Genomic DNA, 13,988 nt, shown 5'->3' with positions numbered 1-13,988 from the left:
AGTAGTTAAACACGTTCAATAATCATGGCAATACCTTGACCACCTCCGATACAGAGAGTCGCTAAACCAAGATTAACATCGCGTTCAATCATACCATATAACAAAGTCACTAAAATACGGGCACCGCTGGCACCTACAGGATGGCCTAAAGCAATGGCACCGCCATTCACATTAGTCTTATCTAAATCAAAGTTCAACTCACGCCCTACCCCGAGAAATTGAGCAGCAAAAGCTTCATTGGCTTCAATTAAATCGATATCTTGTAAAGTTAATCGGGCTTTTTCCAATGCTTTCCTAGTAGCAGGTACCGGGCCTAAACCCATCACAGAAGGATCAACTCCTGCACTAGCATAACTACGAATCCGGGCCAATGGTTTCAATCCCAATGCTTTGGCTTTACTTTCTTTCATAACGAGCAACGCTGCTGCTCCATCATTAATACCGGAAGCATTTCCAGCCGTTACCGTACCGTCTTTCTTAAAAGCAGGTTTTAGTTTAGCCAACCCTTCCGCAGTACAATCTAACTTTGGATATTCATCTTTTGAAACAATGAGCTCGCCTTTTCGAGTTTTCACCACCACGGGAGTAATTTCTTTTTCAAAGGCTCCATTCTGTAGAGCCTTCGCCGCCAATGTTTGTGAACGCAAAGCAAATTCATCTTGCTCTTGACGACTGATACCATATCGTTCAGCGATATTTTCTGCTGTTATTCCCATATGGTAATGGTTTATCGCACAAGTCAATCCATCTTCAATTAACGAATCACGAAGCTGTTGATTGCCCATACGGCATCCTAAGCGAACATTACTATCCAATAAGAAAGGAGCTTGACTCATATTTTCCATGCCGCCGGCTACAATAATTTCAGCATCACCATTGGCAATCGCCTGTGCAGCCAACACTACACTTTTCATGCCTGAACCACAGGCCTTATTAATAGTAAAAGAAGAAATATGCTCTTCAATACCTGCTTTTAACGCTGCTTGACGCGCAGGGTTCTGACCAATTCCAGCTTGCAGGATATTTCCCATAATTACTTCATCAACAGCAGTTTTATCCACCTCTGCTCTTTTCAAAACATCTTCAATTACTACCGCACCAAGATCTACCGCGCCAACGCCCGCAAATGATCCATTAAAACTTCCCAGAGGGGTTCTGGCTGCACTTACAATAACAATATTTTCCATTTTTCAAATCCTTATATAGATCACAAGAAATATAAACCAATCACAAAAATCGGAGCAGTAAAGATCAATGCTGTCATGCAATAACCCATCACATCACGCACACCCAAACCGGCGATACCGAGAGCAGGCAGTGCCCAGAAAGGTTGTGCCATATTCATCCACTGCTCACCGTAAGCAATAGCCATGGTTGATTTACCAAGATCTGCACCAAGTGCTTGAGCAGCAGGAATAACGAACGGACCTTGGATAACCCAGTGGCCACCACCAGAAGGGACAGCAAAGTTAATTAAAGCCGAACTGAAGAAAGTGAGTACCGGGAAAGTATCTTTAGTGGCAATGTTGATGAAAAATTCAGTAATCAACCCACCGAGACCGGAATGCTCCATCATCAGCTGAATACCGGCATAAAAAGGGAATTGAATGAGAATACCCGAAGTGCTTTTTGTCGCATTAACAATGGCACGCATATAAGCCATCGGAGTGCCGTGTAACAATATTCCTGTAATCAGAAAAATAAGGTTGACATTGTTAATGGTCAAATTGAAGCCGTTTTTGTAGAAATACATCCCCAAGTAGCTATATCCCAATGCACCGATAGCATAAGCAAGCAGGCGGCTTTCTTCCATACGCTCGGCTAAAGTAGCATCAGGGCCAAGCTGTTTGGTAAACACCGGATCAGGAGCCAACAATGCAGGGTCTATACTTCTTACTTCACCTTCTTTGGGCATCATCATGCGAGTGATGAAAGGCAAACACAGAACCAGCAAACCGATAATGAAGAGGTTGTAGCCGGAAAAGAGTGTGGAGGAAGCCGGAATAATGCCTTGCGGATTACTTTCCGTAATCATGAGATGGGCAACCGGATTACCGGGAGTGGCGGCCAGCAACGGCATAGAACCGGAAAAACCGCCTCCCCAAGTCATGAAACCTATATAGGCACAGGCAATCAGAAGAGCATAATCGGTACCCTTGATACGTCTTGCTACTTCTTTGGCAAACATCGCGCCTACTACCAGGCCAAACCCCCAATTGATGATGCTGGCAATCGCTCCCATGAAGGTAACGAGCATGACACCTTGTGCGGGTGTTTGTGCTATTGAAGCCGTACGCCCCAAAAACGACTTAACCAGCGGAGATGTGGCAAGGGCATTGCCCGTTACCACAATCAGTGCCATTTGCATACCGAAACCGAGTAGGTTCCAGAACCCATCACCCCACATATTGACGAGATCAACAGGGGTACTGTCAGTTAATCCCCAAGCACACAGAAAAGTGACAAAGGAGAGAAGGACGGCAAAGATCAGCGGGTCAGGCAAGTATTTGCTGACCAGTGTCGTCATCACGCGGGAGACTTTGCTGATCATGATTCCAATCCTTTCCGACTAATGCACATTTCTTTAAAATCATCGCAAACGACAAAGTCAGCGTCGGTATTGGCTTTAATAGTTTCGAGGTCTACGCCCGGTGCATGCTCGGTGAGAACCAACTTGCCATCGATGAATTTGAATACCGCCAACTCAGTAACAATAATGTGCACTTTTTTTCTTGCAGTAAGTGGCAGGGTGCATTGTTTGAGGATTTTTGAGCTACCGGATTTAGAACAGTGTTCCATGCCGATAATTACTTTGCGGGCACCGGTAACCAAGTCCATAGCACCTCCCATACCGGGCACCATCTTGCCGGGCACCATCCAGTTAGCCAAATTACCTTCCTGATCGACTTCCAATCCACCCAATACGCAGGCATCCACATGGCCGCCGCGGATCAGAGCAAAAGAAAATGCGCTGTCAAACGTACAACCGCCTTTCTTAATACCGCAAGGTTGGCCGCCGGCATTTACCATGTTTGGATTTGCGTTTTCTGGATCAAAAGCAGCTAACCCTAAGAAACCATTTTCGGACTGTAAAGTAATTTCCACATCATCCGGTAAGTAATTTACAACTTGCGTCGGCAGTCCGATACCCAAGTTCACTACATCACCGTTTTTCAATTCCATTGCAATTCTGCGGGCAATCAATTCTTTAGCATTCATAATTATCTCCTTATTCCGGATAAACAATGTAGTCAACAAGTGCAGCAGGAGTAACCACTTCATCTGGTGAAATTTCACCAACGCTTACAACTTCTTCTGCTTCGACGATTACTGTTTTCGCAGCCAATGCAACTAACGGGTTAAAATTCTGTGCGGCCAATTCATAAACGAGATTACCTTCCTCGTCGGCTTTTTTTGCTTGCACGATTGCCAAATCTGCTTTAAGCGGAAGTTCCAACAGATAATCGATTCCATTCACTTCAATCTTTTGTTTTCCTTCCTCCACAACAGTACCAATACCGGTTGGTGTTAAGAAACCACCCAAACCAGCCCCCCCCGTACGAATGCGTTCAGCCAGAGTTCCTTGCGGAACCAATTCCACTTCCATTTCCCCTGCAATCATTTTCTTACCTGTTTCAGGATTGGTGCCTATGTGGGACGCAATAACTTTTTTTACTCGGTTATTTGCAATCAATGGACCCACACCGGTATCAACCAAAGCTGTATCGTTACCAATTAATGTCAAATCTTTAACGCCTGAGTCCAAAATTGCTTGAACCAATTTGGCAGGAGTACCAATACCTATGAATCCGCCGAACATAATCGACATACCATCAGATAAGTGATTTTGTATTTCGGATATTTTGATTCTCTTTGTTGCCATAACAGACCTCCAAAACATTTAATTAAACAATTGCACAGCAAGTGCTGTTATTAAATTTTAAGCAATCCATATGCCAAAATAAAATTTATACAAAATATCAACACAACTTATTAATATTTATATATTTATTTTTCAAATTCAATAATGCCTTCAGCATTTTATTTATCGATGTCTATGCAAATTTTTGCACTTGGTATGCAAAATTTTTCTCCTTATTTTGCTTTAAAGAAGAAAAATTTTGCACAAATTGAAACGGAACCTTTGAAAATTTACTTTTCATTTTTGCGGATAAAATACAAAACCGTGATCTTCCAGTTCGAGAGTAAAATCAGAGATAAATCACATTTGAATATGACATTTACAAAGAAAATCTGCACTGTACATTTTAACTGGCAAGGCAGCATGAGTGATGTAATACGAAGCTATCGTTTTTTTACAGAATAGTTGCAATCCTGACAGGACTGAGTTTTGATATTACATACTGAAATTGGGTTGGGATCCACTTTGATTTGTTTTGACAGATACTTTTAGAATAGGCGTAAAATAATTTTACACATTTGAGATATTTTATTTTTCAACATATTATAATTTCAAATTGACGAATCCTCCCGTACAACCGGATGCAGGAAAAATATTAGAAAGCCGGGATGCCGCACACCAGCTTCTTACTTTGCACAAATATTGCACTTTAATTCAAAACTTCCTTGGTTACTCCCACATTTAATCGCTAATATTATCATTAATATTATTATCATTTACGCAAAAAAACATATGCAGCAACTGAATGGTTTCGCTAACCCGCCCATCAGCAATGTAATACAAGCGTTCCCGATGGCGTACTTCGCAATTGACCAACCCGGCTTCACGTAACAAAGCCAACTGGCTTGATGTTGCAGCTTGAGGTAACCCGGTCATTTCTGCCAGCTCGGTAACATTCCGGCGTTGATCCAACAAAGTGCAGAGCACTGCCAAACGGTTGGTGTTGGCAAGCAGTTTTAAGAAAGCAACAGCTTCATTACATTTGGCAAATAAATCTTCCATCATTCGTTCTTTTCACTTCAATTTCAAAAACATGTGCTGTATTGCATAAGTATTTCAGTAAATGGAGGGTATGGTTTTATCCCATCTGCGAATCGATTGTACAACGATTTAAGGGCTGTCGACTCGGAGTTTACAAACTGATACACCTCACCGGTAAATCAGTATGCTTCCGATATCAACAACCCTTTAATTACTCTGCTCTAAAAGAAAGAAATAAAACCTTTCTGAATTAGCAGATTAATAAACTCCCCTATTCCACGGCATAACGGCCAGCAATCTGGCCATACCGCAAAATCCGGTTATACCTGCCGCCAACAAACCGGTGCCAACAAAAGCACACAACAAGTAAAAAGCCGGGGAAACCAACCATCCAAGCACCGTCCCCAGCATAACCAGCGAACCGGCGGCAATCTGAACTTGGCGCATCAGCTCAATCGGTTGCGAAGTATTGATTTGCGTCGGCTGGCCGGCAGCTTTCCAGCCATCCAAACCTTTTTCCAGAATATAGGTCTCTTTGCCGTTTACCGTCTGCGCCAATAAATCGGCAGCTCCGTTGGTACGCATGCCCGATTCGCAGTGAAAAATCACACAATCCGCCTGCGTCGCGGCTTTCGGCAAGCCTTGCATTTGCAATTGGGCCAAAGGCTGCAATACTGCGCCTTCAATATGTTCGCGGCGATATTCGTCCGGCTGACGGATATCGACCAACAACGCTCCTCGGGTAACTTTGTTCGCGGCATCGGCTGCCGTGATAGTAGGAATAACCATAAATCTTTCTTTCTAATGCCGCAATTTTGCCGCACAAAACCGGTTTTGGCCGGTGCGGATTAAATGCTTCAAGCGGCACGTTTTCCTTTATTTTTTATTGAGCGGGCAAGTGTTAATGCCCAGCAAAGAATACAAAGCACAATAAGACATCAATCCGGTTGCAAGCAGGATTGCACCCAGCCAACCCCACCAGCCGATCACTCCGGTAGCGGCCATTATCATCAAAGCCGCTCCCGCTACGATACGCAATACTTTATCGATTCCGCCCACGTTGCGTTTCATAACGCCCTCCTTGCTTTTTAATCTAAAAATGATTTTATATATGAAAAATACAATATATGAAAAATAATATATAAAGTTTTGCAATGTGTCAAAGTGATTTTCAGACGGCCTTTTGAAAAACAACAGCCGAAGCGCGCTTCAAACACGCTTCGGCTGTTTCACACTGATTCATCAGCTTATCCGCCGATTTTCAGTTTACTCTTCATACGCGCTCATCGGCGGGCAGGAGCAGACCAAGTTGCGGTCGCCGTACACATCGTCGACGCGGTTGACGCTCGGCCAGAATTTGTTTTCACGCACATAGGGCAGCGGGAACACGGCTTCTTCGCGGGTGTAGGCGCGGCTCCATTCTCCGGCTACGTTAAACGCGGTGTGCGGGGCGTTTACCAGCGGGTTGTCGTCTTTCGGCCATACGCCGTTTTGTACTTTCAGCACTTCCTGTTTGATGGATTTCAGTGCGGCGATGAAGCGGTCGAGTTCGGCTTTGCTTTCGCTTTCGGTCGGCTCGATCATCAATGTGCCGGCCACGGGGAACGATACGGTGGGGGCGTGGAAGCCGTAGTCCATCAGGCGTTTGGCGATGTCGGTTTCGGTGATGCCGCTTTCGGCTTTGAGCGGACGCAAATCGACGATACATTCGTGGGCGACGCGGCCGTTTTTGCCGGTGTAGAGAATCGGGTAATCCGCGCTCAATTCTTTGGCGACATAGTTGGCGTTCAGCAATGCCCATTGGGTGGCCTGCTCCATGCCGGTTTTGCCCATCATGGTGATGTACATCCAAGTAATCGGCAGAATGCTGGCGGAGCCGTAAGGCGCGGCGGATACCGCGCTCATGCCGTCGGTTGCGCCTTCAACGGGCGATACGGCGTGGCTCGGAGCGAACGGCGCGAGATGCGCTTTCAAACCGATGGGGCCCATGCCGGGGCCGCCGCCGCCGTGCGGGATGCAGAAGGTTTTGTGCAGGTTCATGTGCAACACGTCTGCGCCCACTTCGGCAGGCTGCATGATGCCGATTTGGGCGTTCATGTTTGCGCCGTCCATATACACTTGGCCGCCGTGGTCGTGGATGATTTGGCAGATGTCGCGGATGCCTTCTTCGTACACGCCGTGGGTGGAGGGATAGGTAATCATCAGCGCGCCCAAGTTTTGCTGATGCTCGGCGGCTTTGGCTTTCAGGTCTTCGATATCGACGTTACCCTGCTCGTCGGTTTTCACCACCACCACTTTCATACCCAGCATTTGCGCGGTGGCAGGGTTGGTGCCGTGCGCGGATTGGGGAATCAGGCACACGTTGCGGTCGGGCTGGCCGTTGGCTTCGTGATAGCGGCGGATGGACAGCAACCCGGTGTATTCGCCTTGTGCGCCGGAGTTCGGCTGGATGGAAATTGCGTCAAATCCGGTGATGGCTTTGAGCTGGTCTTGCAAATCGGTGAGCATCTGCATGTAGCCCGCCACTTGGTCGCGCGGGGCGAAGGGGTGGATGCTGCTGAACTCGGGCCAAGTAATCGGCAGCATTTCGCTGGTGGCGTTCAGCTTCATGGTGCAGCTGCCGAGTGAAATCATACTGCGGTTCATCGCCAAGTCGCGTTCTTCCAGCTTTTTCAGATAACGCAGCATTTCGTGTTCGGTGTGGTAGCTGTTGAACACGGGGTGAGTCAAAATTTCATCGGTACGCAATAAGTTTTCAGGCAGGCTTGGTTTACCTCCCATAGCTTTTTCTGCATAGCTATTTGTTTCAATTTCCAACATAATCGCAAAACCTACGGCATTTTCTTGGCCATTGATGCGTAGAATTCCTTCATCTTCTACTTCGCCTGTATCAGGATCTTCATACTTACCATGCTCAACTTTGAAACCCTGTGATGTAATGAAATTGTATACATCATCTACGCGATTACCAAAATCTAAAGACATTGATAAAGATGGATCTGCTAATTGGTTAGCAATTTTACTTGTGAAAATTTCTATTAATGCGGCTAGTTCATTTGGTGTAGATTCTTCATGGAACGCCACGGCCAATACGTTGTCGTTCACTTGGCGCAGGTTGTAGCCCGCGTTTAAGGCGGCCTGATAAATCCCGTTGGCTTTCGCGCCGCAATCTACGGCTACGGTGTCGAAGAACACTTCATGCACCACTTTGAGGCCGTCTGAAACCACCGCATCGGCAAACGCAGCCGCCAGCGCGTGAATGCGGTTGGCAATGCGTTTCACCCCTTCGGGGCCGTGGTAAACGGCGTACATGCCCGCCAAGTTGGCCAGCAAGGCCTGTGCGGTACAGATGTTGGAAGTCGCCTTTTCGCGGCGGATGTGCTGCTCGCGGGTCGATAAGGCCATGCGCAGCGCGGGTTTGCCCGAAGCGTCTTTCGACACGCCGATGATGCGGCCGGGTGCCGAGCGTTTGAATTCGTCTTTAAACGCAAAATAAGCCGCGTGCGGGCCGCCGAAGCCCATCGGCACGCCGAAGCGCTGGGTGTTGCCCAATGCAATATCCGCGCCGAGTTCGGCGGGAGACTTCAACAACACCAGGCTCATCACGTCGGCTGCCACCGCCACAATCGTGCCTTTTTCTTTCAGACGGCCGATGATTTCCTGCAAATCCAGCACGTCGCCGTCTTTGCCGACGTATTGGAACAACGCACCGAAGAAATCACCTTCCGAGGCCGTCTGAAAATCGCCCACCACCAGCTCGAAGCCGAAGTATTTGGCGCGGGTTTGCATCACGTCCAAGGTTTGCGGATACACGCGCTCATCCACAAAGAAGCGGTTATTTTTCACTTTGCTCACGCGCTTGGCCATTGCCATCGCTTCGGCGGCGGCGGTGGCTTCGTCGAGCAGCGACGCGCCGGCGGTATCGAAGCCGGTTAAATCCAAACACACTTGTTGGAAATTGAGCAGCGCCTGCAAGCGGCCTTGTGCGATTTCAGCCTGATACGGCGTGTAGGCGGTGTACCAGCCGGGGTTTTCCAGCACGTTGCGCAGAATCACGTTCGGCAGGCGGGTCGGATAATAGCCCAGCCCGATGTAGCTTTTGTTCACTTTATTGCGCGCGGCAACCGCTTTGATTTTCGCCAGCGCGTCGGCTTCGGTGAGCGCCTCGGGCAGATTCAGCGCCCCGGGCATACGGATGCTTTGCGGCACGGTGTTGCCGATAAAACCCGCCATATCTTTTTCACCCAACGCCGAGAGCAGCGCGGCTTCGTCGTTAAAGCTGACGTGGCGGGAAGCGAATTCGTTGTTGTCAAACAATTCGTTAAAATTCATGGATTTTCCTTTGTATGCGTAAAAAAGCGGCCTGCGCGCGGCCTGCCGTTTGAAACGGGGATAATTTTAAACGCTTTTGCGGGTTTGATGGGGTTTTTCCAAGCAGAAATTTCTGTGGATAAATATTTTAAAATTTTTACTATTCCAAGCAAACGCAGGAAGAAATAAAAATATTCCACCAATCAAATATCATAACATAATGAATAATTTAAAATATATATTGACCTTATTTGTAAAATTGTAGACAATCTGCTTTTCCAAGAACACGCTCACAAAGTTAAGCTCAATCCCATTATTTTTTCAAGGAGATTTTTTTGGATAACAACACCTTATACCAGCAAGCTGTTGCTCACAGCATAAAACATGATTTCCATATAAAATTTTCTGCTGATCTTAATAATTTAAAATCTAATTCCTTTACACTCAGTCAAATAGAAATTGACAGCTTCTTACCGGACACCCCAACTGAAACAGGATTTGTTCATAATTCTGATATTCCGACTACCTCAATTTCCCTGCTTGCCTATTTGCATGCTTTAAACCTTTATCCTGTTGTTTACGAAGGTGAAAATGATGGCCAACTTATTCGCCATGTAGTGCCTCGAAAAGGTTTAGAGAAGCAAATCAGCTCTTACGGCTCAAATGAAACTTTTTACCCTCATGTAGATAACCCTGATTTACGACTTCGTAGTGAAAACCTCCAACAGTCGATTAAAACTCCTTCTCCAGATACATTAACCTTACTCTGCTTAAGGCAACACGAAGGAGTGGCAACCAGCATTTTATTATTAAACGATATACTGGCTTTCTTATCCAACGAAGAAAAACTGCTTTTGCAAGACCCTGTATTTTCAGTTAACAGACCTGCTTCTTTCAAAGGCAACTACTCTTCTAGTAACTTACCTTTACTGATTCAGGAGTCTGATAACTCATATATTTCAAGATTTGACTATCATAATTTATCTACTCAACACAGCCCCGAGCATATCTGTGCACTAGACAAGTTCAAACAGATTTCAACAGATAAATCTATTTGGAAATCTTTTTATCTCCAACCTGGACAGGCTGTTACATTTGACAATCAAAAAACACTACATACCAGAAATGGATTTCAGCCTCTTTTCAATGGCAAAGACCGATGGCTGCTACGCGTATTCGGTTTATACCAAAAGCCTTCCGATTGTTGTTTGGTTACGCCCAGCTGCAAACATCATCTTAAAACTTCATAACCCTGTATTATTTCACTTAATCATTTCATAAAGGATTTATATGGATTCTATTTTTGTTGACGGTAGCATTATTGCCGAATATTTTTACATAGGTTTAGGCCTGCTGGTGTTAGCTTCTTTAGTTGCAGGCTATATCGATGCCATCGCCGGAGGAGCCGGGTTGATCCTTATTCCCGCTTTCTTAATGGTAGGCCTACCCCCACAAGTAGCTCTGGCACAGGAAAAACTGGTCAGCACAATAGGTACGCTTGCTGCCATTAAAAATTTTATGAAAAGTAGCTCTATTGTATGGAAAATCATACCCGTAGGAATTGTCTCAGCATTAATTGGCGCATATATCGGCGCAAAAGTTATTTTGATGCTTCCTGCACATGTGATTAGTTACATTATTTTAGCTTTTCTGCCCATAGGTCTTTTCGCCACCCTGTTTAAAGGAAAGCTGCTTGCAAAAGCCGACAGCGGTGAATCTAACGAAATTAAAAAGTCTGCTTTTGCTGTTTTCATCACTTGTCTGATAGTAGGTTTTTATGACGGATTTTTCGGCCCTGGAACAGGAAGTATTTTTATCATTGCATTATTTATCATCAACAAATTAACCCTATTACAAGCATCTGCCACTTCGAAGATTTTCAATTTTGCTTCTAATATCGGTGCATTTGTGGCTTTTCTACTTGCGGGGAAAATGGCTTTTTTAATAGGCATCCCCATGATTCTTGCCAATTTAGTCGGCAATCATTTTGGCAGCTTGCATGCCATTAACAGTAATGGTGAAATTATCAAAAAAGTTTTAATTGTTACTGTCGGCTTGATCATGTGTACCATGATTTATAAAGCCGTTGCAGGATAAAAGCCTTAAGAGTTTTTATTAAAAACAGAGGCCGTCTGAATTTCAGACGGCCTCTGTTTTTAATACCACCATTTCCACTCCTGCGGGCGATACTTTCAAATAGCCGCCACTGCCGCCGTACCAATCGGGCAGCACATAGCGTTTTACCGTGCGGCCGTTGCAACTATGTTCATGTACCGCCGGCCGGTGGGTGTGGCCGTGGATAAGCGCTTCGGTTTGCGGGTAGTGGTTTAAGGCCGTCTGAACGCCTTGCTCGGTTACGTCGGAAACGGGCGTATGCCCCATCGCCTGCTTTTTCTGTTTGCTGGCGGCGCGGATTTTGGCGGCGATTTTGCGGCGGCGGCTTTGCGGCAGGGCAAGCAGCAGTTTTTGCAGCCACGGCCGGCGGATGATGCGGCGGAAGCGTTGGTAGGAAATATCGTCGGTACACATTTCGTCGCCGTGGGTAATCAGATAGGTTTTGCCGTAAAGTTCGACGGTTTGGTTTTCAGGCAGCAGCGTCATGCCTGCTTGGACGGCATAACGTTTTCCGAGCAGAAAATCGCGGTTGCCGCAGATAAAATATACCGGTGCGGTTCGGCCGAAGTCTTTTAAAGCCGAGGCCGTCTGAACAGCGGTGTCGCTTAATACGTCATCGCCCAGCCATACTTCAAACAAGTCGCCCAGTATGTAAAGCGCATCCGCGTTGCCCCGCCAGTTTTCCAGCGCTTGGAAAAACAAACGGTTCAATTCCGGCGTATCGTCGGACAAATGCAAATCAGCGATAAATACGGTTTTGGGCATCATGTTTTATTCGGATATTCAAAATTGCGGCATTCTTAGGGTTTAAATTCTCAAGGTAAATTGTGCAGTCTTTTTCAGACGGCCTCCTTCACTATTTTGGTTCTCTCCATGCCTTTGCCTGCAATCAGCAAAGCCAGCGCTTGCACGCCCAGCAGCACCCATACTACGCCGTGCCAGCCGCTTTGTCGGTATGCCAGCCCGCACAGCCACGCGCCGAAGGTGCCGCCGCCGTAGTAAGCCATGTAATACAGGCCCGAAGCCAGCGAGCGCCCTTCTTTTACGTTGACGGCGATATAGCTGATGGTGGCCGCCTGCGTAACGAACACACCCGACGACATCAGCACCAGAGCGACGACAATCCCCGCCAGCGGCTCAACCGACGCAGCCAGCACGCCGGTCATGGAAAACACCACCGCTGTCATAACCGTGCGTGCGCTGCCGAAGCGGTTAATCAGTTTGGCCGATAAAGGCGTAATCACCATACCGATTAAATACACGGTGAAAATATTGGCCAAGCTGCCGCTGTCGAGGCGGTAAGGTGCTTCGGCCAAATGCAGGTTGATGTAGGTAAAACAGCCGACCAGCGAACACAGCACACAAGCGCCGAGTGCACAGGCCGTCAACACATAACGGTTGTACAGATGGCCGCGCAGAGTGCTCAAGGCCGTCTGAAAATCGGGCTTCGGCACAAACCGTTTCGACTTCGGTAACTGCTTCCACACAAAAAACGCACCGGCCAAACTCAAGCCGGCCATCACGTAAAACGCTGCGCGCCAACCCATCATTTCACTGAGGTGTCCGAGCAAAAACCGCCCCGAAAAGCCGCCCAACACCGTACCCGCCACATACAGCGACATCAGCCGCGCCAATGCCGTGCCGATAAACTCCTCGCCGATGTAAGCAATCAGCACCACCGTAATCCCCGGCACGGCGATGCACTGCAAAAAGCGGTAAAACATCATCTGCTCGATGGTTTGCGACGTGGCCAGCAAAGCCGTCGGCACGCCGAGAAACAACAGCGAGCCGACAATAAAGATTTTGCGGCCGACCGCATCGGAAAGCATACCCATAAACGGCGACACCAACGCCACGCCGAGCACCGTCGCGCCCACCGCCAAACCCGCCTGCACTTCGGTTGCGTGCAAATCCCGTATCAACAGCGGCAAAACGGCCTGCACGGAATACACTTGGATAAATGCAAACACGCCAACCAGCATGACGGCAAGCATCAACAAAAGGTCGGGTTCGGCATAAGACGGAGCGTCGGTATTCATGAAATCTGCTTTAATCGGTTTAAGACGGCATTCCGGCCGATTCGGTTATCCTTCCGCCCATTTCGGTTTGTGCCGCAATACTTCCGCATAAACCGGACAATTTTCCACATGCGCCCCTTTGAGATAGCCCGTGCTCATCAAAAATTCGTTCACAATCTCGCCGCCGACAAATTTGAAATGCTTTTTAAACAGTTTCGTCCATTCCGGCAGGCTTCGCGGATGGTGGCGGTCGAGCCAGTTTTTAAAAGAACCGTATTCGCGCTGCAATGCCAAAATCCGCCCGGCGTTGTAAATGGCGGCATTGATTTTCAAACGGTTGCGGATAATGCCCGCATCGTTCAGCAAGCGTTCGCGGTCAGCCTCGGAATAGGCGGCAACGGCGGCGATATCGAAACCCGAATAGGCCGTCTGAAAAGCTTGCTGCTTTTTCAGCATCAGCGTCCAGCTCAAACCGGCCTGATTGATTTCCAACACCAGCCGCTCAAACAATGCTTTGTCGTCGTCGATGGGAAAACCGTAGGCATGGTCGTGATAGTATTTGTTCGGATTGTCCGTACCGTGCGGCAAGGCATTGGCGAAATCGCAATAACTCATTTTCAGACGGCCTCTTCATCTCTTCT

13 protein-coding genes are annotated in these 13,988 nt (G+C 47.2%); 2 read left to right on the top strand and 11 right to left on the bottom strand.

The window, feature by feature from the left end; translation table 11 throughout:
• Window positions 1-5: 5 nt before the first annotated feature.
• From EL216_RS09760 to gcvPB, 8 genes are all read right to left on the bottom strand, one after another.
• Window positions 6-1,187 (bottom strand): acetyl-CoA C-acetyltransferase, encoded by a 1,182-nt coding sequence (locus EL216_RS09760; RefSeq protein WP_085391002.1) that lies wholly within the window; start codon window positions 1,185-1,187, stop codon window positions 6-8.
• A gap of 20 nt (window positions 1,188-1,207) precedes the next feature.
• The gene (locus tag EL216_RS09755; protein WP_085391003.1) at window positions 1,208-2,551 is read right to left on the bottom strand and encodes a TIGR00366 family protein; all 1,344 of its coding nucleotides are present in this window, start codon (window positions 2,549-2,551) and stop codon (window positions 1,208-1,210) included.
• Complete coding sequence (locus EL216_RS09750; RefSeq protein WP_085391004.1) at window positions 2,548-3,219, bottom strand: 3-oxoacid CoA-transferase subunit B; 672 nt, start codon at window positions 3,217-3,219, stop codon at window positions 2,548-2,550. Before EL216_RS09750 ends, EL216_RS09755 begins: the two co-directional genes overlap by 4 nt.
• A 10-nt stretch (window positions 3,220-3,229) precedes the next feature.
• Window positions 3,230-3,883, bottom strand: a complete 654-nt coding sequence (gene atoD / locus EL216_RS09745) for an acetate CoA-transferase subunit alpha (RefSeq protein WP_085391043.1) — start codon at window positions 3,881-3,883, stop codon at window positions 3,230-3,232.
• A 720-nt stretch (window positions 3,884-4,603) separates the two neighbouring features.
• Window positions 4,604-4,927, bottom strand: coding sequence for an ArsR/SmtB family transcription factor (locus EL216_RS09740; protein WP_085391006.1), 324 nt, complete (start codon window positions 4,925-4,927; stop codon window positions 4,604-4,606).
• A 234-nt stretch (window positions 4,928-5,161) separates the two neighbouring features.
• Entirely contained in the window at window positions 5,162-5,692 is a 531-nt protein-coding gene (locus tag EL216_RS09735; protein WP_085391007.1) for a rhodanese family protein, read from the bottom strand.
• Between the two features lie 87 nt (window positions 5,693-5,779).
• Window positions 5,780-5,974, bottom strand: coding sequence for a YgaP family membrane protein (locus tag EL216_RS09730; protein ID WP_085391008.1), 195 nt, complete (start codon window positions 5,972-5,974; stop codon window positions 5,780-5,782).
• 195 nt (window positions 5,975-6,169) lie between these two features.
• On the bottom strand, window positions 6,170-9,235 hold the full coding sequence (gcvPB, locus tag EL216_RS09725) for an aminomethyl-transferring glycine dehydrogenase subunit GcvPB (protein ID WP_085391009.1): 3,066 nt from the start codon (window positions 9,233-9,235) through the stop codon (window positions 6,170-6,172).
• A gap of 314 nt (window positions 9,236-9,549) precedes the next feature.
• On the opposite strand from gcvPB, the gene EL216_RS09720 reads away from it, so the two are divergent.
• Both EL216_RS09720 and EL216_RS09715 read left to right on the top strand, forming a co-directional pair.
• Window positions 9,550-10,464 carry a TauD/TfdA family dioxygenase gene (locus EL216_RS09720; protein WP_197720430.1) on the top strand — a complete coding sequence of 305 codons (915 nt, stop codon included), beginning with the start codon at window positions 9,550-9,552 and terminating at the stop codon, window positions 10,462-10,464.
• Window positions 10,465-10,504: 40 nt separating this feature from the next.
• The gene (locus EL216_RS09715) at window positions 10,505-11,311 is read left to right on the top strand and encodes a TSUP family transporter (protein ID WP_085391011.1); all 807 of its coding nucleotides are present in this window, start codon (window positions 10,505-10,507) and stop codon (window positions 11,309-11,311) included.
• 42 nt (window positions 11,312-11,353) lie between these two features.
• Here EL216_RS09715 and EL216_RS09710 read toward each other — a convergent pair whose 3' ends face one another.
• From EL216_RS09710 to EL216_RS09700, 3 genes are all read right to left on the bottom strand, one after another.
• Window positions 11,354-12,094, bottom strand: a complete 741-nt coding sequence (locus EL216_RS09710) for a UDP-2,3-diacylglucosamine diphosphatase (RefSeq protein WP_197720458.1) — start codon at window positions 12,092-12,094, stop codon at window positions 11,354-11,356.
• A gap of 74 nt (window positions 12,095-12,168) precedes the next feature.
• Window positions 12,169-13,368, bottom strand: a complete 1,200-nt coding sequence (locus EL216_RS09705; RefSeq protein ID WP_085391013.1) for an MFS transporter — start codon at window positions 13,366-13,368, stop codon at window positions 12,169-12,171.
• A gap of 45 nt (window positions 13,369-13,413) precedes the next feature.
• On the bottom strand, window positions 13,414-13,962 hold the full coding sequence (locus EL216_RS09700) for a DNA-3-methyladenine glycosylase I (protein ID WP_085391014.1): 549 nt from the start codon (window positions 13,960-13,962) through the stop codon (window positions 13,414-13,416).
• Window positions 13,963-13,988 lie beyond the last annotated feature (26 nt).

The organism is Neisseria animaloris (genome assembly GCF_900637855.1).
In the GTDB taxonomy this organism is placed as follows: domain Bacteria; phylum Pseudomonadota; class Gammaproteobacteria; order Burkholderiales; family Neisseriaceae; genus Neisseria; species Neisseria animaloris.
Note: the sequence above shows the minus strand (reverse complement) of the source record. Positions and strands in the feature narration are given on the sequence as shown.

What these genes read in the sequence shown, in the direction of transcription:
- EL216_RS09705 (WP_085391013.1), bottom strand. Translation starts at nt 13,368, where the DNA reads ATGAATACCGACGCTCCGTCTTATGCCGAACCCGACCTTTTGTTGATG.
- EL216_RS09730 (WP_085391008.1), bottom strand. Translation starts at nt 5,974, where the DNA reads ATGAAACGCAACGTGGGCGGAATCGATAAAGTATTGCGTATCGTAGCG.
- EL216_RS09760 (WP_085391002.1), bottom strand. Translation starts at nt 1,187, where the DNA reads ATGGAAAATATTGTTATTGTAAGTGCAGCCAGAACCCCTCTGGGAAGT.
- EL216_RS09735 (WP_085391007.1), bottom strand. Translation starts at nt 5,692, where the DNA reads ATGGTTATTCCTACTATCACGGCAGCCGATGCCGCGAACAAAGTTACC.
- EL216_RS09755 (WP_085391003.1), bottom strand. Translation starts at nt 2,551, where the DNA reads ATGATCAGCAAAGTCTCCCGCGTGATGACGACACTGGTCAGCAAATAC.
- EL216_RS09750 (WP_085391004.1), bottom strand. Translation starts at nt 3,219, where the DNA reads ATGAATGCTAAAGAATTGATTGCCCGCAGAATTGCAATGGAATTGAAA.
- atoD (WP_085391043.1), bottom strand. Translation starts at nt 3,883, where the DNA reads ATGGCAACAAAGAGAATCAAAATATCCGAAATACAAAATCACTTATCT.
- EL216_RS09710 (WP_197720458.1), bottom strand. Translation starts at nt 12,094, where the DNA reads ATGCCCAAAACCGTATTTATCGCTGATTTGCATTTGTCCGACGATACG.
- EL216_RS09715 (WP_085391011.1), top strand. Translation starts at nt 10,505, where the DNA reads ATGGATTCTATTTTTGTTGACGGTAGCATTATTGCCGAATATTTTTAC.
- gcvPB (WP_085391009.1), bottom strand. Translation starts at nt 9,235, where the DNA reads ATGAATTTTAACGAATTGTTTGACAACAACGAATTCGCTTCCCGCCAC.
- EL216_RS09700 (WP_085391014.1), bottom strand. Translation starts at nt 13,962, where the DNA reads ATGAGTTATTGCGATTTCGCCAATGCCTTGCCGCACGGTACGGACAAT.
- EL216_RS09740 (WP_085391006.1), bottom strand. Translation starts at nt 4,927, where the DNA reads ATGATGGAAGATTTATTTGCCAAATGTAATGAAGCTGTTGCTTTCTTA.